At 30.0% G+C, this 25,516-nt stretch carries 18 protein-coding genes; 9 read left to right on the forward strand and 9 right to left on the reverse strand.

Annotation, left to right across the window (positions count from 1 at the left end; all coding sequences use genetic code 11):
• Nucleotides 1–7: 7 nt before the first annotated feature.
• The 5 genes from BLV71_RS16330 to BLV71_RS16350 all read left to right on the forward strand — a co-directional run bounded on the left by BLV71_RS16330 (nt 8) and on the right by BLV71_RS16350 (nt 9,602).
• On the forward strand, nt 8–1,324 hold the full coding sequence (locus tag BLV71_RS16330) for a cobyrinate a,c-diamide synthase (protein WP_176974421.1): 1,317 nt from the start codon (nt 8–10) through the stop codon (nt 1,322–1,324).
• Nucleotides 1,321–1,911 carry a cob(I)yrinic acid a,c-diamide adenosyltransferase gene (locus BLV71_RS16335; RefSeq protein ID WP_093871582.1) on the forward strand — a complete coding sequence of 197 codons (591 nt, stop codon included), beginning with the start codon at nt 1,321–1,323 and terminating at the stop codon, nt 1,909–1,911. The genes BLV71_RS16330 and BLV71_RS16335 overlap by 4 nt, the downstream gene beginning before the upstream one ends.
• A 64-nt stretch (nt 1,912–1,975) precedes the next feature.
• The gene (gene cobW, locus BLV71_RS16340; RefSeq protein ID WP_093871583.1) at nt 1,976–3,052 is read left to right on the forward strand and encodes a cobalamin biosynthesis protein CobW; all 1,077 of its coding nucleotides are present in this window, start codon (nt 1,976–1,978) and stop codon (nt 3,050–3,052) included.
• Between the two features lie 63 nt (nt 3,053–3,115).
• Nucleotides 3,116–6,862: a cobaltochelatase subunit CobN gene (cobN, locus tag BLV71_RS16345; protein WP_093871584.1), complete on the forward strand. Its 3,747-nt coding sequence runs from the start codon at nt 3,116–3,118 to the stop codon at nt 6,860–6,862.
• A 103-nt stretch (nt 6,863–6,965) separates the two neighbouring features.
• Nucleotides 6,966–9,602, forward strand: coding sequence for a T9SS type A sorting domain-containing protein (locus BLV71_RS16350; RefSeq protein WP_093871585.1), 2,637 nt, complete (start codon nt 6,966–6,968; stop codon nt 9,600–9,602).
• Nucleotides 9,603–9,673: 71 nt separating this feature from the next.
• On the opposite strand, the gene BLV71_RS16355 is transcribed toward BLV71_RS16350, so the two are convergent.
• The 6 genes from BLV71_RS16355 to BLV71_RS16380 all read right to left on the reverse strand — a co-directional run bounded on the left by BLV71_RS16355 (nt 9,674) and on the right by BLV71_RS16380 (nt 15,347).
• Nucleotides 9,674–11,002, reverse strand: a complete 1,329-nt coding sequence (locus tag BLV71_RS16355) for a leucine-rich repeat domain-containing protein (protein ID WP_093871586.1) — start codon at nt 11,000–11,002, stop codon at nt 9,674–9,676.
• A 546-nt stretch (nt 11,003–11,548) separates the two neighbouring features.
• On the reverse strand, nt 11,549–12,097 hold the full coding sequence (locus BLV71_RS16360; protein ID WP_093871587.1) for a D-alanyl-D-alanine carboxypeptidase family protein: 549 nt from the start codon (nt 12,095–12,097) through the stop codon (nt 11,549–11,551).
• Entirely contained in the window at nt 12,075–13,160 is a 1,086-nt protein-coding gene (locus tag BLV71_RS16365) for an alanine/ornithine racemase family PLP-dependent enzyme (RefSeq protein WP_093871588.1), read from the reverse strand. Before BLV71_RS16365 ends, BLV71_RS16360 begins: the two co-directional genes overlap by 23 nt.
• Nucleotides 13,157–14,236 carry a DUF1611 domain-containing protein gene (locus BLV71_RS16370; RefSeq protein WP_093871589.1) on the reverse strand — a complete coding sequence of 360 codons (1,080 nt, stop codon included), beginning with the start codon at nt 14,234–14,236 and terminating at the stop codon, nt 13,157–13,159. The genes BLV71_RS16365 and BLV71_RS16370 overlap by 4 nt, the downstream gene beginning before the upstream one ends.
• 14 nt (nt 14,237–14,250) lie before the next feature.
• Entirely contained in the window at nt 14,251–14,436 is a 186-nt protein-coding gene (locus BLV71_RS16375) for a hypothetical protein (RefSeq protein WP_093872067.1), read from the reverse strand.
• Between the two features lie 350 nt (nt 14,437–14,786).
• The gene (locus tag BLV71_RS16380) at nt 14,787–15,347 is read right to left on the reverse strand and encodes a helix-turn-helix domain-containing protein (protein WP_093871590.1); all 561 of its coding nucleotides are present in this window, start codon (nt 15,345–15,347) and stop codon (nt 14,787–14,789) included.
• Between the two features lie 224 nt (nt 15,348–15,571).
• Between BLV71_RS16380 and BLV71_RS18670 the strand changes: the two genes are divergently transcribed.
• Together BLV71_RS18670 and BLV71_RS18675 are read left to right on the forward strand one after the other, a co-directional pair.
• Nucleotides 15,572–15,724, forward strand: a complete 153-nt coding sequence (locus BLV71_RS18670; RefSeq protein ID WP_158530852.1) for a hypothetical protein — start codon at nt 15,572–15,574, stop codon at nt 15,722–15,724.
• Nucleotides 15,711–15,881 (forward strand): hypothetical protein, encoded by a 171-nt coding sequence (locus BLV71_RS18675; RefSeq protein WP_176974422.1) that lies wholly within the window; start codon nt 15,711–15,713, stop codon nt 15,879–15,881. Before BLV71_RS18670 ends, BLV71_RS18675 begins: the two co-directional genes overlap by 14 nt.
• Before the next feature lie 205 nt (nt 15,882–16,086).
• On the opposite strand, the gene BLV71_RS16385 is transcribed toward BLV71_RS18675, so the two are convergent.
• Nucleotides 16,087–18,279, reverse strand: coding sequence for a tetratricopeptide repeat-containing sensor histidine kinase (locus tag BLV71_RS16385; RefSeq protein WP_093871591.1), 2,193 nt, complete (start codon nt 18,277–18,279; stop codon nt 16,087–16,089).
• A 249-nt stretch (nt 18,280–18,528) separates the two neighbouring features.
• Here BLV71_RS16385 and BLV71_RS16390 point away from each other — a divergent pair, with 249 nt between their 5' ends.
• Together BLV71_RS16390 and BLV71_RS16395 are read left to right on the forward strand one after the other, a co-directional pair.
• Complete coding sequence (locus tag BLV71_RS16390) at nt 18,529–19,089, forward strand: Crp/Fnr family transcriptional regulator (RefSeq protein ID WP_093871592.1); 561 nt, start codon at nt 18,529–18,531, stop codon at nt 19,087–19,089.
• Between the two features lie 119 nt (nt 19,090–19,208).
• Entirely contained in the window at nt 19,209–19,625 is a 417-nt protein-coding gene (locus BLV71_RS16395; RefSeq protein ID WP_093871593.1) for a DoxX family protein, read from the forward strand.
• A gap of 146 nt (nt 19,626–19,771) precedes the next feature.
• Here BLV71_RS16395 and BLV71_RS16400 read toward each other — a convergent pair whose 3' ends face one another.
• Nucleotides 19,772–24,052 (reverse strand): T9SS type A sorting domain-containing protein, encoded by a 4,281-nt coding sequence (locus tag BLV71_RS16400; protein WP_093871594.1) that lies wholly within the window; start codon nt 24,050–24,052, stop codon nt 19,772–19,774.
• A gap of 670 nt (nt 24,053–24,722) precedes the next feature.
• Nucleotides 24,723–25,460, reverse strand: coding sequence for an endonuclease (locus BLV71_RS18945; RefSeq protein ID WP_093871595.1), 738 nt, complete (start codon nt 25,458–25,460; stop codon nt 24,723–24,725).
• Nucleotides 25,461–25,516 lie beyond the last annotated feature (56 nt).

The raw sequence follows: 25,516 nt of genomic DNA on the forward strand, positions 1-25,516 counted from the left end.
ATATTTTTTGACCAAACAATTCATCATATCAGCACCCAATAGTAACGCAGGAAAAACAACTATTACGTTAGGTTTATTACGTTTAATTAAACGTAAAAACATAGAAATACAACCTTTTAAAGTTGGTCCTGATTATATTGACCCAAAATTCCATGAATTAGCTTGTGGTAAAGTTGGTGTTAATTTAGATTTATTTATGATGTCTCAACAAGATATCAATAATAACTTATCTCATTACGGGAAAAAAGCTGATATTAACTGTATTGAAGGTGTAATGGGGTTATTTGATGGGGCTAAAAAGGATAGCGGTAGCACTGCCGAATTAGCAAAAAAACTCAAAACACCAGTAATACTTGTTGTAGACGCAAAAGCTGTTGCGTATTCTGTTGCTCCTCTCATTCAAGGTTTTATAAATTTTGATACCGATGTTAAAATAATTGGAGTTATTTTTAATCGTGTAGGTTCAGAAAGACATTATAGAATGCTAAAAGAAGCTTGTGATGACATCAATGTAAATTGCTTTGGTTATTTAGCTAATCTTAAAAATATTGAAATTCCATCAAGGCATTTAGGGTTAAATATTCAACAAATAGAAAAATTTGACGTTATTATTGATGAGATTGCTACCGAGCTAGAAAAAACACTAGACTGGAATGCTATTTTGGAAATTTCTAAAAAAGTGGAACCTATTCTTACTTCAACGCATAAAACAGTAGCTTCTAAAAATATAACATTTGCTATTGCTAAAGATGAAGCTTTCAATTTTATTTATCCCCATAATATAAATGCTATGAAACAATTGGGCGAAGTTATTTTTTTTAGCCCTATTCATGATTCTGAAATTCCAAAATGTGATTTTATATTTCTTCCAGGAGGCTACCCTGAATCTTACTTAAAAGAACTTTCTTCTAATACTTCGATGTTAAAAAGCATCAAAACATTCGCTGAGAATAATGGCCAAGTTTATGCAGAATGTGGTGGAATGATGTATTTAGGGAAAGCTATTATTTCTGAAGAAAACAAACCTTTTAAAATGGTTAATTATTTTGATTTTGAATCGACCATAGCAAATAAAAAATTGCATTTAGGCTATAGAACAACCATAACAAATAACCACATTTTTAAAGGACACGAGTTTCATTATTCTAGTTTACAAAACGATAATGAAACTACTATAAATGCAACAGTTTTGAACGCTAGAGATAGTAAAACTGATACTAAAATTCATAAAAAAAATAAAGTAATAGGTTCATACATACATCATTATTTTGGTACACCTGAAATACTATTACAATTAATTAACCAACTAAATAACGACATATGAAAATTTACACAAGAAAAGGAGACAAAGGAAGTACCGGCGTTTTTGGAGGAAAAAGAGAATTTAAAAACTCTGCTCGAATTGAATGTATTGGAACCTTGGATGAGGTAAATTCTACCATAGGTTTATTACGCTCTAAACTAGGAAATGACCATGAATGGCAACCAAATTTACATCGTATTCAAAAAGATATGATGAATATGATGTCGCATTTAGCACGCCCGTCAGATTCTAAAAAAGTAAATCCAAATCCTGAGCCTAAAGACGGTGCTGAATTTTGTGAACAATGGTTAGATGAAATGGAAGACAGTATCAGTTCTCCTTCTGACTATTTTTTACTACCTGGAGGAAATGAAATATCTGCACTTTGCCATGTTTGTAGAACGCAAGTAAGAAGAGGAGAACGACAATTGGTTACTTTAATGCAAGAAGATCCTGAATGTGTACATGATTATATTATGAGTTATGTAAACAGAATGTCTGATTTATTCTTTACCATGGCAAGAGCTGAAATGGACAAGCATGGTGTAGCTGAAGAAAAATGGAATCTTTTCTTATACAAAAGAAAGAAAAAAGCAGTTAAAAAATAGTTCTGAACTTATTTCAGAATCAAATAAAAAAACAATTCAATAGTAACAATTTATATTTTTAAAAATGAATAAGAAAATACCAATTACCATCGTTACCGGATTTTTAGGTGTAGGAAAAACTACCTTAGTACATAACATGTTAAGAAATGCCAATGGAAAGCGTATTGCTGTGTTGGTTAATGAATTTGGAGAAGTAGATGTAGATGGGCAATTAATTGCATCCTCAGAATGTGGTGATGACGATTGTAATTTAGTACAACTACCAAACGGTTGCATTTGCTGTACTGTACAAGAAGAGTTTTTACCTTCTATGTTACAATTATTAGAACGTAAAGAAGAAATTGACCACATCGTTATTGAAACTTCAGGTTTATCAATGCCTAAACCTTTAGTAAAAGCTGTTAATTGGCCAGATTTAAAACCTCATATAACTATAGATTCAGTGATTACAGTAGTAGATGCTGTAGGAATTGCAACAGGTGAAATTTGTGACAGAGAACGTGTGCAAGCACAACGTTTAGCAGATGATTCTTTAGATCATGAAACACCTATTGAGGAGTTATTTTTAGATCAATTATCATGTGCTGATTTAGTTTTAGTAAGCAAAAGAGATTTAGTTGACGATAAAAAATTTGAAGAGATAACTAAAATAGTAACCGCTAAAGCAAGACCAAATACTAAAATTATACCTGTAGAAAATGGAACGTTAGATAATAGTTTATTGTTAGGTATTGAAGCTTCTGCTGAAGATGATGTAGATAATCGTCATTCTATTCACGAAGAGCATCATAAGTCAGGAAATCACCACCATCATAATGATGATATTAAAACTATTTTGTTAGAGTATTCTGAAACAGCAGCTATTAAAGCTTTAGTAAATGATTTAAAAGCATTGGTAGAAAAACATGAAATTTATAGAATTAAAGGTTTTGTTAACATTCCTAACAAACCTATGCGCATGGTTTTACAAGGTGTAGGTTCTCGTTTCGATTATTATTTTGAAAGACCTTGGGGAGCTAATGAAGAGCGTAAAACAAGTATCGTTGTTATTGGTAAAAATATAGAATTGACTGAAAAAAATGAAGTGATTACTCATGCTCATTCGCATAGTCATAGTCACAGTCACGGACATTCTCATTAATAAATAATTTGCTGTTCTATTATATCAATAAATAGTATTTAGGTTTCATAAAAAATATAAAGCGTGCATTTAATTTCTACCATACCGGGCGGCTGGAATCCTAACGATGAAGGAGTATTTTACATTGATCAATCTCCTGGAGATATTGTTTTTTTATCTTCAGCAGATTCTGATTTATTTATGATGAATAATGCCTACAAATTAGTGCATAATTCTGTAGAAAATGCACCTTCATTTCGGTTTGCTAATCTTAGTTACTTTAAACAAGAATTAACTATAGATGCGTATGTTGATGAGGTAATTTCTTCCGCTAAAATTGTTGTACTTAAACTTTTAGGAGGAAAAGCCTATTATAATTATTTATGTGAAGCTGTAACTGATTGTTGTCAAGAAAATAACATCAAATTAATATTCTTACCTGGTGATAACAAACCTGATTTAGAGTTAATGCAATCTTCTAACATTCCGTTAAAAAATGTTGATTTAATTTGGAAATACATCCAGTCAGGTGGTATAGAAAATTGTCAATCCGCTTTACAATTAATTAGTAATAGAATTAGTGATGTAGAAATAATACCTAATGCTATTAAAACGATTCCTGATTTATTTTTATATCACCCTGAAGAAGGAATTTATACTACTTTAAAACCAAAAAGCAACCAAAAACAAGCCATTATTTTTGGGTACCGAAGCTACTATTTATCTAATAATTTAGCACCTATACACAGTCTTATTAATACATTAGAAATACAAGGCATTTCAGCTGTTGTTTTAATGGCTGCTGGCTATCGTGAACATGATATTCAGCAACAAATATTCGACTTACTAAAACAACATCATCTTAAAAGCCTTCAGATTATTATAAACACTACGGGGTTTAGTGTGCAAGGATTTCATGACACCACACAAAGTTTATTTGCTATTTTTAACGTTCCCGTAATTCAAGCCATTATGGGAAGTTGTAATCATGAAAGTTGGTTAGAAGGTGATTTCGGCTTGCCTCCTACTGATATTGCAATGAATATTGCCCTACCAGAAGTGGATGGTAAAATTATCTCTAAAGTTATTTCATTTAAAGAATCCATAGAAAAAGACACTTTAACAGATTCTGAAGTTGTTTCTTATGTACCACATATTGAAGGTTGCCAGTTTGTTGCTAAAATGGCAAAAGCTTGGATAAATCTTCAGAATAAAAATAATTCAGAAAAGAAAATCGCTTTAGTTTTACCAAATTATCCAAATAAAAATAGTCGTTTAGCAAATGGTGTTGGTTTAGATACTCCACAAAGTACCTTGCAAATATTAGCGCAATTAGCTGATGAAAATTACGAATTAGCTGCTAATTACCCCACAACAACTAACGAACTTATAAATAAATTAACCGATGCTGTTACCAATGATGTAGAGACTATAAATACTTTAAATGAGCGTAAAACAATTCGTTTAGAAGAAAGTGTTTTTTATGAATATTACAATCAATTATCTCCAACACTTCGAAATACTGTAGAAGCACAATGGGGACAACCAAATGAATCTCCTAATTACAAAGAAGGCGCTTTTTTAATTCCCGGGTTTTTATCTAAAAATATTTTTGTTAGTATTCAACCTAGTAGAGGTTATAATTTAGATTTACAAGCAAGTTATCATTCACCAGACTTACCTCCTCCTCCAGCTTATTTGGCGTATTACATTTGGTTACAACACCATTTTAAAGCAGATGCTTTAGTGCATATTGGTAAGCACGGAAACTTAGAGTGGCTTCCTGGAAAAAGCGTTGCCTTGAGTAAAGAAACGTGTTTTCCAGCTGCTATTTTAGGGCCGATTCCACATTTTTATCCTTTTATAATTAATGATCCAGGAGAAGGAACACAGGCTAAAAGAAGAAATCAAGCAATTATATTAGATCATTTAATTCCGCCAATGACACGAGCTGAGAATTATGGTGATTTACTAAAGTTAGAGCTTTTAATTGATGAGTTTTACGAATCGGCTTTAGTTGATAGAAAACGTGCTACTCTAATAAAATCTAAAATTGAAAACCTTGTAAATGAAACCCATCTTAAAACAGATTTAAATCAAGATGGAAAAGATATTGACGCTTTATTAGAAGTAATTGACGGTTATTTATGTGAATTAAAAGAGTCACAAATTAGAGGAGGGCTACATATTTTAGGAAAATTACCCCGACAAGAAAAACTAGTCGATTTAATTGTTGCCTTACATCGATTACCTCAAGGAAATTTAAAAGGAATAACACAATGTTTATCTGAAGATTTACAACTTAATTTCGACCCAATTAACGTTACCTATTCTGATATATTTAAAAAAGAGATTTTTGGTATTTCTTGTAGAACCTTCGGGCAAGCTGTTGAACTTTTAGAAAATAAATCTAAAAACATCATTAGTCAATTAATATGTGGAAATACCATTCCTAAAATTGGAGAATCTACTCATGAATTGATTAATTATATAAAATTACATACTCTACCAGTATTACAGAAAACAAGTAATGAAATTGGAAATTTAATTAAAGGGTTAAATGGACAGTATGTTCCTGCAGGTGGCTCTGGTGCGCCAACCAGAGGTAGATTAGACATTTTACCTACTGGAAGAAATTTTTATTCAGTTGATGTACGTACTATTCCTTCTGAAACCGCGTATCAATTAGGTCAAAAAAGTGCTCAGAATATTATTGATCGTTACTTACAAGAAAATGGAGAATATCCTACTTCTATTGGGTTATCTGTTTGGGGTACCTCAACAATGCGAACTAGTGGAGATGATATTGCACAAGCACTAGCTTTGATAGGAGTTAAACCTATTTGGCAAGGAAGTAACCGACGGGTTAAAGACTTCAAAGTGCTTTCAACTCTAGAACTTAAAAGACCAAGAATAGATGTAATGTTACGTATTTCTGGTTTTTTTAGAGATGCTTTTCCTGATATAATTTCCCTATTTAATGCTGCTATTGAAAAAGTGGCAGAATTAGATGAAACTGATGAACAAAACCCTATAAAAAAACGTGTAGCTGCTGAAAGGAAAGAATGGCAGAACCAAGGGTTAGATGACAAGCAAGCCAATGAACGAGCTTTATACCGTGTGTTTGGTTCAAAACCTGGTGCATATGGCGCTGGATTACAAGGCTTAATTGATGGAAAAAACTGGACGACTTCAGATGATTTAGCGCAGGCTTATATCAATTGGAGTGGTTATGCTTACTTTGGTAAAAACAACAGTGGTAAGTCTGCACATGAAACCTTTAAAAAACGATTATCCTCTATTGAAGTGGTTATGCAGAATCAAGACAATAGAGAACATGATATTTTAGACTCTGATGATTATTATCAATTTCAAGGAGGAATGACAGCTGCTGTTAACACCATAAAAGGATCCCAACCTGAAACTTATTTTGGAGATCATTCCCGACCTGATAATCCGAAGGTAAAATCTTTGAAAGAAGAATTATTAAAAGTCTTTAGATCTCGAGTAGTCAATCCAAAATGGATGCAAGGTATGCGAGAACATGGCTATAAAGGTGCTTTTGAAATGGCAGCTACTATGGATTATCTTTTTGCTTATGATGCTACTACCAATTTAATAGAAGATTTTATGTATGAACAAATTACTGAAAATTATTTGTTTAATGATGAAAATAAAGCTTTTATAGAAGAACATAATCCTTGGGCTTTAAAAGATATGTCTGAACGAATGTTAGAAGCTGTTCAAAGAGGAATGTGGGAAAATCCTTCAGAAGAAATCGTACATGAATTAAAGGAAATTTATAAAAAATCAGATGCTATCACTGAATAAAGAAGTTATTTATATCAATACATATTATTCGATAAACAATTTATTAAAATAGTTATTAAAAAATAAATTACCTTTATTGCTTTAACCCCTATCCCCTTTTATTATGAGACAATTAAGTATTTACTTACTTACTTTGATGATTATTTTCTCTTGTAAACTTGAGAAAAAAGACTCCGTAAGTATTCCTCAAAAGCATAAAAAAGAAAAAAAAGAAGAGAATCCTGATAAATATGCCATCTGGACAGAGGCTCAAGCTGCTAGGCATCAAAAGATATTACAAAAGCTAACTACTTCTGCTAAAAAATTTAACCATAAAAAAGGAAGTTTTACTAGTTATGCGAATGGTAATTTAAACGGTTCTTGGATAAATAGAGGCCCTAAAAATATGCCTGGCGCCTTTAAATTTGCTGAGATGTTAGAAGGTACCGATATTATTTATGGAGTAACTCACAATCACTACGCTGGTGAGTTTAATTCAAAAGCTTATATTTTTAAAGGAACTGTATACAACCCAAAAACAGGGAAAGGCGGTGACGATTTTACATTACTTACTGCTAATTGGCCAAACAGGTATCAAAACTTATTTGCTTTTAAAATTGGAGCTACTACCCGATTAATAGCACACATTGAAAATGGTCCTTTATACTATTCAGATGATGAAGGAACCACTTGGGCTCGCTCAAATGGATTACCTGATGCTAATACAAGTTCAGCTATTAACAGACAAGACAATCATACTATATATGTAACCAATGGTCAAAAAATATACATATCTACCGATAAAGGAATTAACTTTACTCTACTAAAAGATTACGGTTCTCCTAAAAAAAGTAGTTTTTTATATACTCCAAGGTTTTCAGCACAGCCAAATTCTAATACAGTTTATTTAGCTAGAAATGGTTCTTTTTATCAATTAAACAACGCTAAAACTGATTTTACATTATCAGGAACTTATATAAATAGTCATGGTAATCGTCAATTTAGTATTGGAGGTGATAGTAGAGTTCTTTATATTACTGAAAACAAAAACTATTGGGTATCTACTGATCATGGTAAAACTTGGACTAGTAAATCACCGAAAGGAAATTGGTACGGAGATAGAACTGGAAAAATGTCACCAGGTAAATTCTTTGCTGTACACCCAGAAAATCCAAATATTTCTATTGCAGGATATGCACAACCAGTAATTTCTTTAGATAAACTAGATACCGATTTGTCAACAACCAGTGGCTGGGGAAGATATCAAAATGGAACACATTTAAAGGCTGAAGACTATTATAATAGGATTCGATTTAATTATCATCCAGATTTTCAAGCTTCGCACTTTTTTTACAATAGCTCTGGCGATTTGTTTTCTGCTAGGTGTTCAGATGGCGGTATTTTTATTTCTTATAAAGAATGGAAAAGCTTTCCTAATGAAGGTACAGCATTTGATAATTCAGGATATGCCAATGCTCACTACATTAATTTAAATGTATTAAATACCATAAATCCTTTAATTTATAGAGAAAATATTTTTACAGGCGCTAACAATCCAAATCACATTTACTATAGCACTCAAGATCAAGGAAGTGGTAGTATTATCAGTGATACAAATAATGAAACTCTAGATTTTTACCAAAGTATTGGAGGTGATGGACCTCCAATAGATAGTTATGATGGTAAACATGCTTGGAAATGGCAACGAGAAGGTAAAAAAGTATATGCTCCAGTAAAGATTTATAGTAATACTGGAAGTTTTCAATCTATAGGAAAAATCAACTCCCTTTTTAAAGAAGAGAATTCTGTTAGTTTTACCAAAAAATCAGAAATGGGTTGGGTACAAACATATATAGACCATGCTGATTCAGATAAAAATATGTGGATTTTAGCTCAAGATTTAAATAGAGTTACTTGGGATGGTACAAATATTACTTCACACATAATTAATAAAGGTAATAACCACGTAGCTGCACTTGCTCAAGCTACAGGAAATCCAAATAAATTATACATGCTTCAAGATAGCAAAGTATTTATTTCAACAGATAGGGGGACTTCATTTAATACCTCAGCCGACACTCCTTTTTCTTTAACAAATGAATCTTGGGGAAAAGGTGATATAGGTAGTGGAGTTGTATTACCTACTAACGATAATTGGATTTTATTTTGTGGCCCAAGTACCAATAATGTTGGTGCTATTTTATCAAAAGATGGAGGACAAACTTGGATTGATGTTACTGGAGATTTTCCTAGTGGAATTGATGCACAAACTGGAGGAATGGTAGCTACACCTAATGGTAAATTTGTATTTGCAGGTACAGATATTGGTCCTTATGTTTTTGATGTTACTAATGAAAAATGGTATTCTTTAGCGGAAGGTATTGGTTTTTTTAATGCAATGGATGTTGATTACATTCCCGCTATAAATACGGTTCGTTTTGCTTCATGGGGATCAGGAATTTTAGATTTTAAAATTGAAGCGAAATCATTAGGTGTAAATGATCATACTTTAAATACATTGACACTTTTCCCTAACCCTGCTAAGGATTTTGTAACAATCAATTTAGAATCTTTATTAATCAATAAAGTAACCATTGAAGTTTTTACCCTTCAAGGAAAAAGAGTGATTCATAAAAAAGAAATTTCTTTCATTAATAAAAAAACCACACTAAATACTTCTAAACTTGTGGCTGGAATATACCTAATTACTATTACTGGTGAAAACAATAACAAAGCGACTAAAAAAATGATTATAGAATAGCTTTTTTCTAAACTTATCAATAAAAAACACAAGTAACTTAAATTAGTTACTTGTGTTTTCTTTTTTTAATATTATTTAACAAGTACTCTCTTTGTACAAGTACCTTCTTTAAAATTTAGTTTTAAAATATATACACCACTAGGAATAATATTTGTAGCTATTTTATTGCCTTTGCCTTTAGTAGTAATAATACCGTAAATATCATACATAATGTATCCCAGTAATTTGCTGTTTTTTGGGTACTTTACTGTAATCTCCTCTGCTGTAGTAATTACTTGTACAGCATTCGATATATCACCTGCTACAAAATTTTCTGTAACGGAATTAAAACCAGTCCACAAAGCCCCAGGGTCTGTAACATATGCTCCAATAGTACCCGATGGTATGTGCAAATTTATTGTACTACGATTGTAACCAAAAGAATCTCCTAAACCTGTAACTATTGTTGGTGGTACTGTAGCTAATGAGGTCACACTTGTTAAAGGGTTTGAAGCAAATGCTCCACCTTCGATGGTATCTACATTACTTGGTATGGTTATATTTGTTAATTCATTACCACTAAATGCCCACATCCTTATTTTTGTTACAGAATTAGGAATTACAATACTAGAAAGATTATTACTTTGAAAAGTAGCACCTCCTATAAATGTAATCGTATTTGGAAGAGTTACACTAGCAAGTTGGTTACTTTGAAATGCCCCATTACCTATATACGTTACACTATTAGGAATAAAAATACTTGATAAATTATTACTATTAAAAGAATTAGCACCTATACTCGTTATAGTGTTAGGAATAGTGATACTTGTTAATTCATTATACTTAAAAAGTGTACTTGAAATACTTGTCATTCCACTAGAGATAGTTGCACTCGTAATTTCATTATTTTCAAAAGCTCCATTTCCAACAGTTATAATATTATTTGGAAGTATTACACTTGCAATTTGGTTATTTTTAAAAGCTTCATAACCAATAATTGTAAGAGCAGAAGAGAAAGAAATGTCCGTTAATAAATTATCCTTAAAAGCCTTATAACCAATACTAATTACACTATCAGGAATTAGTACATTTGTTAAATAATTATCTTCAAAAGCTCCATTTCTAATACTAATTACGCTATTAGGAATTGTTACATTTACTAATGAATTGTATTTAAAAGCATTTGCTCCAATTTCTGTAACACTATAAGTTATGCCAATACCTCCAGTGCCCAATATATGCCTAGTAACTGAACTAGGAATTACAACTGTTGTTCCACCAGTTGTATTATAATCTATAACTTTTACTTTATTGGGTTGAGTAGATATTACTTCATAAGTTAATTTTCCTGAAATAAAAGTTTGTGAATGCCCTACTACAGATATAAACAGTAAGGTGACAATAAGTAATGTTTTTTTCATAAGATTTGTTTTAGTTATTATTTACCATAAAACTATATCAAACTAATGAAGAGAAAAACAGAAAAACTATTTCGGTTAACTCTAAATAAATATATGTAATACTAGAAGTAATATGCGTAAAATTGAAATATTAATGTTATTCCTCTTAAAAATATTTAATATTTACGAATCATTTTTAAAAGTAGCTAGTCTTTATTTGGTTCTATATAATTAATCAAAAATGATTATTTCAAACTAACATGTTTAATAAGTCCTTTCTTTTTAATCGTTCAGATATTATCGTAGTAGATAATGTTTTTTTTGCACTGATTGTTCTTTTCTACTTGAACAATAATACCTTTCATTTTCTAATGAAACTATTTTTAACCTAAAAATTAATTTTTAGGTTAAAAAATAAGAATAGAATAAATTTTTAAACCACTTCATCAATTATTCCATATAATGCAAAATCTTTTTCTTTTTCAATAGCCCAAATAACATTTCCATAATCAAAATGCCAATATTCTTTAGGATCGCATACAAAGCCTTCTCCTTCAAATAAGCCAATTAATAAAGCTCTATTTTTTTTGCTTCTTCACTAATTTCAGGATGATAAGGATAACATTTTTTTGAAAGAACAATATCATACCCTTGGTTTGTCCCAAAATCCATCACACAATTTTTAGTAATGTCATAAATTAATGCATCTATAGATCCTCCTGTAGCATGCATTGACTTTGAAGGTGGGGCAATAAAATAACTAACTATCTCTTTAACCTCATCGTAAGATTTTTCTGGATGCTCTTTTTCAAATAATTTCAATTTAGTATCCCATAGAATCTGTTGATGATCAAAAGATCTCCATACAGAACGAATAATCAATATTTTATTTTGAATATCTAACTTCTTAGTTATTCGTTCTATTTTTCCCAAGATACCTTCTCTAACTAGGTACATATAATCCGCAGATATTGAAGGCTCAAAAATCAAATTAAAATCTGTATTCATTAAACTCTTTAAAGGTGAATGATTCTCTCGAATCCAAATTGAAGGAGTTAAAAGTTTATTTTTACTATCCTTTTTTTCAACTGATTCACAGTACACTTTCTCTTTCATTAAAATTGATTATATTTTTAGTTATATATGATGAATTTAATGCTCCTAATAAAGCATTGTAGTTCAAGTCAAATTCTACGATATCACCTACTCTTAAATTTGATTTAGTATTATCTATCACGATATGATCACTACTTGCTCCCAAAACAAATACATTTTGTCTAGGAGTAATACCAGCAACAGCAACATCTTGTTGTCCGATAGCTAAAATAGCCCTCCTCATTAAACCATCATCTTTAAATTTTGGGATTTTACCATTGACATTTTGATATACTACACCATAAGGTTGTGAAGGCTTTATTTTTGATTCTATTACTTCTGCTACTAATGTAAAAGCATCTCCAAAAAGACCTAGAATTGCTGATCTACAAAGTGATTCTGTACCTAAAAAAATAGATTCTCCTATGCGTAAGTTATTTACTCTACCTAAATTTTTTGAAGTTTTAAACCAAAAAAAATTTGCTGAATTTCCACCAGAGATAATAGTTAAAATAATATTAAATTTTTTTTCTAAATGAATAGTTATTAAAGAAAGCTCATTCATCTTATCAGTATCTGGTTTTATTCCACCAAAGCAAGTAAGATTTGTTCCTATACCTATCAAAAGCAGCCCTTTTAATTCTAATACTTCTTTTACTATATTATCCATTTCTAAAGGCATAATCCCCTCTCGTAAATCTCCCAACTCTACCATAAGAATTATTTTATGCACAATATGATTCCTTAAGGCATATTTTGAAAGTTCTTTTAGAACTGTTAGCTCAGTATTTAAACTTATATCTGTATGATTAACAACTTTTTCTGCTAGACTCAAAGAAGGTGTTCTAAGTAACAAGTACTGTGCACTTATACCTTTTCTACGCATTTTTATAATATTCTCAAGTCTGGAATCTGCAAGAATTTCAATACCGTTTTTTACTAAAACAGCTGCAATTATTGGATTGCCTCCTATAACTTTAGTTACTCCAGTAACATAAATTCCTTTAGTACGATATAACCTTTTTAACTGTTTGACATTATGAGCAATTTTTCTAAGGTCAATATCTATTCTAGGAAGGCTCAAACCAGTTTCGGATCTCTTTTTAACTCCGGAAATGTTTTCATTAATATTCTTATTAGTTTATCACATCCATATTTTAAAACATCTGTTGTAGGTAATCGGTGGATAGCTTCATATTTTATAACGGCATTGTTTACTTCAACATCGTTCATATCCTCATGGTTAATAGTAATGGCAATTACTTTTGATTTAGAAAAAACTTCTATCATTTCTATCTCTTTTCCTAATGTTAACATTGCTATATCTGGGTAATCGCAATAATATTTTCTTTTTGGAGGATGCTGGATAATAATTGCATTAGGCATTGATCCTCGTAAAATTGCACTTGATGATGTAAATGCAGGGTGACTTAAAGCTCCTTGTCCTTCTACAATAATAATATCAGGATTTTCTTTCTCGTAAGCATTAAGAATAGCATTTTCAACCTCTCCTGTAGCAAAACCTGATGTTAAAACATCTATTGCCACACCATATTTAGATCCTTGGAGTAAACCTGTTTGACCAGTAGTTACAAAAACTGCTTGTAAACCTTCATTTTTAAGTGCTTCTACTAAAAGTAATGCAGATGTTCTTTTTCCTACAGCGCAATCAGTCCCCATTACGGTAATTATTGGAGTTTTTATTTCTTGTATACGTCCTGTAAAATTATGTAACTTTTTACGATCTGGTGGTTTTCTTACATCTTGAATAGTAACTCCATATTTGTGAGCCATATCTCTAAATTGGGTATTATCATTTAAAAATTCTGGCATACCATTAACAATATTCATTTTGTTTTTAATAGCTAAAAAAAAAATGTTCTTTTGTTCATTATTCAAAAAAGATGTGAGTGGTGCAATACCATAAATAAAATATTTAGGGCTATTTTCCAATTCTTTTAAAGCGCTTTCTAAACTTTTAAAGATTGGAATTTTATTTCTTACCCCATCCAGACATTCACCTGAATCTTCACCAGTTTTAGAACTATCTATAACTCCTACAATTTTATAGGTATCAGATTGCCTTATTAAACCATTTGCTACTTTTCCATCTACCTTACCAAACTCCTTTTCACAATAAATTAATGCTTCTGGTTTCATTATATATTTTAGTTTTAAGACTCTGTTGTAAGATTTTGAGATAATTCTAGTTCTCGTTCAAAATAAACTAATTCTTTTGCTAATAAATCATTCTGAACTCTACAGTAATAAATCTTACGTGCATATATTCTTATAACTAGCATCACAAATGGTCTAGCTTTTGCATAAACAACATCTCCTGCTTTATATTTACTTTCCATTTTACGTTTATTTTTTTTATTCATTTCGATTTTTTGAATCTCTTTTTTCTTTTTTAATTGCTTTTTTTTCTTTCGGAGTTCTTGTAGGAGGTTTTTTCCCTGTTTTTTTTCTTACTTGTTTCTCTTTTGACATTAGAATTATTTTTAAATTTAAATATTAAATTTTGAATTCTTGTTTTGTAAAAATTTGTAAGTTTTTTTAGGCCTCCCTTACTCAAATTACTTTTCTTGGGTATATCATTCATAATGACTACTTGTTTAAACTACTCGATTAAAATTAATCTAGAAGGTAAAGGTCAGAAATAGTTAGGATAAATTAGTTACACAATTATTTACAATTATTACATATATCATAGATTTTCTAAATTGATATTTCTTTTTATTTGAAGTTTTTTATAAAAAGTAGGAGTAAGTCCAGTAACTTTCTTGAACTGATTTGATAAATGTGATGAACTACTGTAATGCAGTTTATCAGCAATTTCATTAAGGTTAAGCTGATTATATAGTAATAATTCTTTTACTTTTTCAATTTTATGGTTAATTATATAGTTTTGTATAGTCATTCCTTTTACTTCAGAAAAAATATTTGCTAAATAAGTATAATCGTAACCTAATTTCTTACTTATATAACCTGAATAATTAGTTTTTGGTACTTCTTCTGAATAATGAATCATTTCAATAATTATAGTTTTTATTTTTTCAATTAAAATACTTTTTTTGTCATCTAATAATTCAAGTCCAGATTTAAATAAATTATTTTTAAAATCAACACGTTTTTTCTCTGAAATATCTTCTAAAACCTCTACAACTCCAAGATTAATTACTACTGAATTTATTCCTAGTTTATGCAATTCTTTTTTTACTAGCATTTTGCAACGTAAACTCACCATATACTTTATGTATAGTTTCATTTATATATTTTTTATTAATAAAGTTTGAATAGATAGTGATTAAGAATTACCTCCTTTTAATAGACAACAAGAATATTGAGGTTAAACCTTTAAAAAAACTCTGAATGTAATTCTTATAAAGATAGTGAATAAATACCTATACTTAATTTATACTTTAACCTAAACTGATTGTTTATTAACAAAATAGAAATCATACCTTGGTAAAATAACTTAATATAAATATTATGTGGAAATACAATAAATATGCTTTGGGTGATATAGTTACACATAGTGATTCTCCTGATTTAGACTTTCAAATTTTTTATGTATTAAAAGTTCAACCAGAAATTAAAGGAGAATATATATATTATTGTAAACTAATAGATGGATATCCCTGAGAAGTTAGGTAAAGAATCGAAGTTTCACGAATCTTATTTATCTTTTTTAAGAAAAGGAACAAAGGAAGAATTAAAAATTCTCTTAAATACTGCTATTATAAACGAAAATTATGAATTAGCAAGGAAGCTAAAAAATATAATAGATAATATTTTTTAAATTAATACTATCGTCCTCTTACTAATTAAAAAATATAAATAGCATTAACTAGTAACTATCAAATAAAAAAAACAGCTATAACCTTATCAAAATAAATAAAATTATAGCTGTTAATTTAGTTAAAAATTGATTAACGTTTCATAATACATCTAACCTTCTTAACTTTTCCATCAACAATTACTTTTAAATAATAAAAACCTTTTCTTTAATTACTAACTCTTTCTTTTATATATGGTATTTTTAAAATAACTTGGGTTCCCTTCTTATTATATTTACTTCTATCTTCTAAAGTTACTGTTCCTTTCATTTTAAAATATTTAGATAATATTTTTAATCTTTCAGAAGTAATCGCTGTAGATAATGACTTTTTATATTGATTATTATTTTCCGTTTGTGAACTTATTCCAATACCATTATCTATAATTTTACATATTAATTCTTTATTTAAAAATTCAAGATTAATAGCAATAGTTTTATTTTCACTTTGATTTATAAACGCATGTTCTATGACGTTTTCAATGAACGGTTGAATTAACATGGGCGGTATTTTAAACTCAGAAGTATTTAAAGTATCATTTATAGAAATGGTATAATTATAGGTTTCATTTTCTAAATTCTGAAGTGTTAAATAGTTTTCTATTGCAGTTAGCTCTTGAGATAATAAAACTGTTTTGTCTCTTGAATTTTCTAAAATAATTCGAAGTAGTTTTGAAAACTTTGACAAATAAGAAATTGATTTTTTCTGTTCTTTATTCAATATCATTCCTTGCAATACAGAAAGCGAATTGAAAATAAAATGTGGTGTCATCTGCGAACGCAATAATTTTTGTTCTATAACTATATTTTGAATTTTAGATTTTTCATTTCTAATTCTTAAAAAGAAAATTACGCCTCCTAAAGTTAGAATTGTTACTAAAAAAGCTATTACCCCAAGTAATAAATTATGTTTTGAGTTTTCTAAATCTTGAGAAGTAGATCTTACTCTTTTTGTTAATTTTAATTCTCTTTTTTCTGCAGATGCTAATTCGTCTTTATATTTATACTCATATTCTAATTGAGTAATTTTCTGAATATTTTCTTTGTTAAAAAGACTGTCATTAAATATTTTGAATTTTTTATGACTTTTAAAAGCTCTTTTATAATCACCAATATTATTATAAATCACTGAAAGTAATTCGTATATATCTTTTTGAAAATAAAGTATTCTTAATTTGTTTGAAATATTCTTACTTTTTAAAGCATAAAACAACGCTTTCTTATATTTTTTTTGATTTATATATGAAATTGTCATTCTATAATACGAATTACATAAACCTAACTGATAACCAAATTTTAAACTAATTACTTCAGCTTTTTCAAAACACCTAATAGCTTTAATTTCATTTTTTAATTCTCCATAAACTCTACCAATGTTATTTAAATATCTAGTTTGTCCAATTTTATCATTAATTTCTTCACTAATTAGTAATGCTTCTTTATGATAATTAAGTGCAGTTTTATAATCTTTTTTATTTATATAAATAACCCCTATATTATTTAAAGCTTTTGAAATATTTTTTTTGTTTCCAATCTTTCTTTGGTATTCTAATGATTTCTTATAATTCTCAATCGCTTTGTCATAATTTTCGTAATTCTTATAAACTAACCCTAAATTATTTAACACTTTTGAGACCCCTAGCGAATCTTTAATTTTTTCTGAAGTTTCAAGTGACTTGTTGTAATTTTTTAAAGCAAAAGGATAATTTGCTTTTTTTAAAAAGATACTTCCTATACTTAAATAACAATTAGATAATTCTAATTCATTATTAAGTTTAATATTTAAACTTTTCGCTTTATTATAGTATAAAAGTGCTTCATTATATTTTCCAGTATCAAAAAAAGAATGTCCTACATATTTTAATTTAATTGCAGTTTTATTAGTGTTTCTTGTTTGATTATCTAAAGCTATAGATCTTTTAAAATTTAATATTGCATTATTAAAATCATAATTATAAAAAAACATAAACCCCATTTTTGCATAACATTCAGAGACTTTATTCTTACGATTTATTTTTTCATACAATAAAAGTGCTTCATTATAATAATTTATAGATTCATTAAAATTTGACTTTTTTGATTCTATTAGCCCCTTAATAAAAAAACTACGTGCTTGACCTTTAATAAATTCTATTTCAACAGCTAATCTTTTTGCTTCTTTGACATATGTTAATGCTTGAGTTGGATTCTTTTTATAATAATAAAAAGCTAAATCGTTTAATGTTTTTACACGGTTTGAATCTTTTTTAATATTATTATTTAGTTCATTTTTTAAACTATCTCTTTTAAAATTTTGAGCTTGTATACTTCCTATAAAAAGAAATAATAATAAGTAAATAAAACGTGAATTTGAGTAACTCATTTAAAATGAATGTTTTTTGATTTTAATATTTCCTATAAAAGTCAAATAAATTATGAATATAATTACTACACTTTTTATTCTAAAAAATAATAAACGCTAAAACTACTGATTTTAAAATTAAAAAAACTTGATGTTTTTTACGCTACTTTTCATTTTAAAAAACCTAATAACTAATTTTACCACTTCTTATTTCTTTAAAAATAAAGAAGCATATTTGTATACTCTTTTTTGTCAAAATACTACTAAACAATGCATATACTTAGAAAGCATATAGAAGAAATAATTTCACTTACAGATGACGAATTTGATTTTATTTTAAGTCATTTTGAGCAAGTAAAAAAACGTAAACATCAATATATTTTACAAGAAGGAGAGGTTGCGAATAAAGAATATTGGATAATTAAAGGTTGTTTAAAAAGTTATTTTTTTGATGAAAAAGGGAAAGAACATATACTTCAATTTGGTATGGAAAATTGGTGGATTACAGATTATGAATCATTTGTAAAACAAACCTCCTCTAAAATTTATATCGATTGCATAGAAGATAGTCAGTTATTATATATTACCTATGAAAATAGAGAAAAACTAACTGCAGAAATGCATAAAATGGAACGCTTTTGGGCTAAAAAAAGCAAATATGGTAGAATTGCCTTACAAAATAGAATTCTATCATTGTTAAAAAACTCATCTAAAGAACGATACGAACTACTCTTAGAGCAACACCCCACATTATTTCAACGAGTACCTAAAAAACTAATTGCGGCTTACCTTGGTGTTTCTAGGGAAACATTAAGTAGGTTAAACTCTTAACTAAACTTCTTTTATAAAATGTGATATTAATCACAAATTAATAGTGACTTTAGTCCTGTTTAATGTCTTTTAATACCTTGAATTTTGTATCACAATAATTCATTAAAAATTAAAAAGACATGAGCATTTTAGAAAAAATTCAAAACAAAGAAATTGGAACATTAATTCAAAGAGTTAGTATAGGCTTACTTATATTATTTCACGGTATTGCAAACATGAATTCTAATTATTTATTTATTAAAAGTTTATTGAATGGCTTGAGCTTACCTGAATTCTTTTCTTATGGTGTTTTCATTGGAGAGGTAGTTGCCCCTGTACTTATAATTATAGGTTACAGAGCTAAATTAGCTAGTTTGTTTTTAACCTTAAACATGTTCATTGCCATTTTAATGGCACATGCTTCTGAAATATTTTCCATTAACCAATATGGTGGCTGGGCTATAGAATTACAAGCATTATATTTATTTGGAGCATTAGTTATAGTGTTTTTAGGTGCAGGAAAATATGCCATATCAACAAATTCTAAATGGGATTAGTGTCTTTACAAAAAAGTCAAATTAATATGCTTAAAATTTTTGAATAGTTAGGTATAAAACCTTCTATTTATTTTAAATAAAAAGGCAACTAATAAATTAGTTGCCTTTACTATGATCAAAATATTTTGATTTTATTTATTAAGTGATTAACGTTTCATTATACATCTAACCTTCTTAACTTTTCCATCAACAATTACTTTTAAATAATAAAAACCTCTTCTTAAATTAGATAATTGTAATTTGTTCTTTGTTTGTCCTTCAGTAACAGAAATAGTTTTTTCAAATACTTTTCTACCTCTAAAGCTATAAATAGCTATTGTAGCATCTGTATCAGCTGTACTATTAAATTGAACATTCAAATTATTTCTAAAAGGGTTAGGAAATACATTTAATCTAGTAATTCGAACTGGTTGATTAGTAGTACCGTCACAATCGCCTAAAGTACTTCCTCTTTTTAAGTAATACTTCACTGCCCAAGTTGGAACACAAATTGTACGTCTTCCTTTAAAGCAAATCTTTACACGATTGTAGTGCCCAAATTTCCCACAAGTTACATCTTCTACATTTACTACTGTTTCTGATGCTATTGAACATCCTCTTGCATCAGTAATAGTTACTGAATATGTTGTTGTTTCAGTAGGGCAAACATTGATAGTTTCAGTTGTTTCTCCTGTACTCCATTCGTAACTATAAGGAGCTTCTCCTCCAAGTACCTCAAGTACACCGATAGAAGTACATGATTTTGGAGCATATCCTAAATACACTTTTGCTCCTTTTGTTAATGCAGCAGTCATTGGTGTTCCTTCAGTAATTGTAAAATTTTCTACTACTGAATTATTTAATGCATCCGTTACTACTACATTATAGGTACCTGCAACTAATCCTGCTAAACTATTTTCTGTAATAGCTATACCGTTATTTAATGTATAGGTATATGGCATACAACCTCCTGAAACATTTATCACAGCAGTTCCATCGGCAGTTCCATTACATGTTACATCTGTAGTTCTTACACTATCTAAAGTAAGCGCTTTTAATTGTAATTGTACAGAAACTGGGAAGTGATCAGAAGATGTTTTTGTATAATCGCTATCATAAAACTCATAATGTACACGAGCAGAAGCATTAATATACTCATCAAATAATTCATTTGAAAGAGTAATATGATCAATCATATTTTCTCTAAATGCATATGATCTGTATCCTTGAGCGCTTAATGTTGATGATACTACATTATAATTTGTAGAATCACTTACATATGCTTGATATGTTGAAGCAGTACTTGAAACTCCATCAGCAACAGTAACATCTACATCATCATTATAATCTCCTAATACAATTAAATTTTTGTCTGCGTATTGAGTATCTAATGAATCTTTTAATACTTCAACATCAAATTTACGCATATCATATCGTTGCTGAGCCCCAGTTCCTCTATTCGCTCTAGCATGTAAGTTAACAACATTAACTTGTTGTGTGCTACCATTTACAGTAACGTTTGCCGTTAACATAAACGGTAAACGACCACTTGCATAAAAACGAGTTTTATCTGCTTCAGGGTATCCTGATAATGCTGAATCATTACCTCCATTATAATAAGGATGAATTGATTTTAATAACACTTTAGTATCAACTACTTCAACAGTTTGTGTTTTATAAATAAAACCTATTTGTTGTTTTGTTCCTGAAGTATCATTTGGATACGATGTTGCATCAGATAAAATAAAACTATACCCAGGTAATTCACTTACCATTTGAGTAAACAAAGCTGCATCTGCAATTTCTTGCACTGCATAAATATCTGCATTTAAAGTTTTTATTACCGTTTTTACACTATCCTTTTGGATTGCATCTGAATTTGTATTTCCTGCAGCTGGAGAATTTTTTTCATCTCCAAACCATTCTATATTCCAAGTTACAACATCTAATGCCTTTTCTTTATCAACTTCTACTACCGTATCTGGAGTTGTATATTCACCAGCACATGACAAGTCTTCTCTAATTCTTGGTAATAATTGATATGTTGTAAAAAATCTTCCAACTACACCAGTAATTCCAGAACATGTTTCTGGTTGCCCTAAACCTACTAATGAGGTAACATCATTGTCAATACGTAATTGTGCAGTACCACTCGTATCTGTTAGTGTATAGTTAGAATTTCCAAAAAGAATTCCTCCTGGTGTTGGGAAACTTGGGTTAATAACACGAACTAACTCAGCTGGATGATCAGCTAATTGGCTCAAAGTAACCGTTGCTGGCACTATTGGATTATTAGGTAATCCGTTATTTGTAGCCTCAGTTACAGGGTTAATTTGAATTTGATCATTAAATGCGCTACGAGTTCCTGTTACAGTAATTGAATCTCCAATCGCAAAATTACCATTACCATGAACTAACTCATCAAAAATAGCAATACCACCGGTAGCATCTTGAATATAAGCAGAACCTCTAAATTGATCTGATACTGTTAAAACTCCACTTACAGTAACTAACTCTCCAGTTGCTGTAGTACGAGCAGCTGCAATTGAAATAGGATCTGGTGCTGGTATCACTGCTCCATTTTCTGTTCCAGGTGTTGGTGTTGCTTGTGTATAAGTACTTGTGTTTCTTACTCCTCCATCTCCGTTTGGAATTCTTTGCGAAGAATGACCATCTTTATCACCTAACTGGTCTTCATTAATTTGTGCTTGTCCAGTATTTAATAATACTAAAAGTTCAGCATCATCCGAATCATTTGTATCATATACTAAAGCATCTATTAAATCGGTGGTAGTTACTGATGTTCCATTTGCAAATGAAGTTGCATTTCCTCTATATAAAGCTACTGCATCTGCTCCATTTTGTAATCCATTACTTGGAAGAGTCATATTCACATTAACTACTGCAGTATTTCCTAATACAAAATATCCTTCAGCATTTGTTGTTTGACCAGCTAAATCATAAGCACCATAGCTTAAATTATTTGAACCATTATACATTACAATTACAAAACCATCTAAAGAAGTATTTCCTTTTCCTCCATCATAGATTTCAACAAACTCTAAAGTATCTGATCCAGCTGTATCTGCATCTACTTCATTTATTACTAAATTAACTTGTTCAGTTGCATTTGTATTTGCACTTCCTGGTGTAGGAATTGCTTGTGTATAAGTTGATGTATTTCTTAAACCTCCAGATCCATTAATATAACGCTGTAAAGAATGTGCATTTTTATTTCCTTTAGCATCTTCATTAATTTGTACTTGTCCACTATTCATTAACACTGCTAACTCAGCATCATCAGAATCATTTGTATCATATACTAAAGCATCTATAATATTAGTGGTAGTAACAGATGATCCATTAGGGAAATCTGATGCATTCCCTGAATATAGCGCTACTCCATCTGCTCCATTTTGTAATCCATTACTAGGAAAAGTAATTGACGAAACATTTGGTACAGCAACATTTCCTGCAACAAAATATCCATTAGCATTAGTTGTTTGTCCATCTAAATCATATGCCGCATAACTAGTATTATTTGATCCATTATAGAATACTAATACCAACCCATCTAATGAAGTATTTCCTACTCCTCCATCAAATAATTCAACAAACTCTTGTACATCTGTACCTTCAGTATCAGCATCTACTTCATTAATTAAAACAGTAGGAGCTGCTACTACTTCTCCATTTTGCTCACCTGGTGTTGGTGCTAATTGAGCATATGTAGCTGTATTTCTTGCACCACCTTGTCCATTAGGAATACGTTGAGAAGAATGACCATCTTTATTTCCTGCTCCACCTTCATTAACTTGAGCCTCACCAGCATTTAACAATACTAAAAGTTCAGCATCATCCGAATCATTTGTATCATAAACAAAAGCATCTACTAAATTATCAGTTACAATGGCTGAGCTATTAGGGAAATCTGACGCATCTCCTGTATATAAAGCTACTGCATCAGCTCCATTTTGTAAACCATTACTAGCAAAAGTCATTGATGAAACATTAGGTACCGCTACATTTCCTATTACAAAATACCCATTAGCATTTGTTGTTTGACCATCTAAATCATAGGCTGCATAACTAGTATTATTAGATCCATTATAAAATACTAATACCAATCCGTCTAAAGAAGTATTTCCTGCTCCACCATCATATAATTCAACAAATTCTTGAGTATCAGTACCAGCAGTATCAGCATCAACTTCATTAATTATAATAGAAGATGTAGTTGCTATAGTTTTACCTGTAAGTTGAATATCATCAATTCCAGCGTAATCACTACCTCCGTTTTGTTTAACAGCAATAGTTATTGAAACTTTTTTAACAGTGTTAGGAACTGTTTTTGAAACGGTAATCCAACCAGCTGTACTAAAAGGACTAGCATCAGTTACTGTAACAACTCCTTGTGAAGTTGTATCATGGAAAATTTCATAACTCAATGTATCTCCATTTGCTACATCATAACCTACTATATTTAATTTAAAAGATAAAACAACATCTTCATAAGATTCTATATCAATAGAATTAAAAGTAAGCGTACCACCATCAGCAGTACCACAATTACCATTAAGATCTCTTACTCCAAAAAAATTAGATCCAGTACCTGCTTGGCTAATAGAACCAACACTAGAAACTACATCCCATACATCATTACCTCCATCATTACATACTACTGGTGAAACTGAATAATTCCAAGTATCTGTAGCACTAGTTTCGTACCCTTGAAAAGCAATAACTCCATCTGTTGGACCAGGGTTTGTTGTATCATCTAAAGTTGTTATACTAACTGCATTACTAATTACTGATACATTACTAGTAGCATCAATAGCTTTTACTGTAAATGTATATGCAGTACTTGCTGTTAAACCAGTTACATTATATGTTGTTCCAGTTACAGAAGCTATTTGTGTAGTTCCGTTAAATACTTGGTATGCTAAAACACCTACGTTATCAGTAGAAGCATTCCATCCAAGAGTTGTACCTGTTTTAGTTGTACTTGTTGCTAAAAGATTTGCTGGAGCAGTTGGCGCCTCTGTATCAGTGGTTCCTGAATTAAAACGATTAGCAGCTTGCGGACCTCCCCAAATAGAAGTTGCAAAAGCAGGATTATCAATAAAAAGGATTTCTATTTCCTTGTATTCCTTCTAATAACGTATTTCTATTTATTTCATATTGAGATACTGGATCTTGTGCGTTCCATTCTAAAAAAATATCCATCATATCTGGATGGTAATTTTTTGTTCCTGTACCTACTGCAGTTGCTAAACATTGGTTTCCATAACGTAAATACATATACATCATCATACGAGCTACATCACCTTTCCATTCATCTCCTGGATACCAGTTTCCACTTACATTTCCAGCTGTTCCTGAACCATTTCCAAAACGAAGGTTTCCTCTATTTGAATTCATACGTACATCACTTGATCGTACATGGTGGGCATCTGATCCAGGGCCTGTACTTCCTAAATTTGGGTTTCCTAAAGATCTTGGATATGTATGCTCTCTATTCCAATCTCCCTGATTACCACCATTCATAGTTTTAGAGCGAGTACGATCTGTTGTAGAGTTATTATCACCATCATTATAACCATATATCAACAAAACATTATTATTATTTGTTGGATCTAAATCTGTTTGACGTAAAGCATCCCAAACTCCTGGAGTATAACTAAGGTTGGTAGTTTGTGTATTAGTTATTAATACTGCTAAGTCAGTTTTTAATGCATCTCCTGTTTTAGTCAGGTCAAATCCATTATAATAAGTTGGCACTTGTGAAAATGACAAACAACTCATTAGTAAAAAAATAGACAATAAAAATTGCCTTTGAAGGATATTTTTTTTCATGAAAAAAATTGTGTTTAAATTAATCCTCACAAAGATAGTGTAACCAAAACATTAAT

The sequence above is a fragment of the Tenacibaculum sp. MAR_2010_89 genome (genome assembly GCF_900105985.1).
In the GTDB taxonomy this organism is placed as follows: Bacteria; Bacteroidota; Bacteroidia; order Flavobacteriales; family Flavobacteriaceae; genus Polaribacter; species Polaribacter halocynthiae.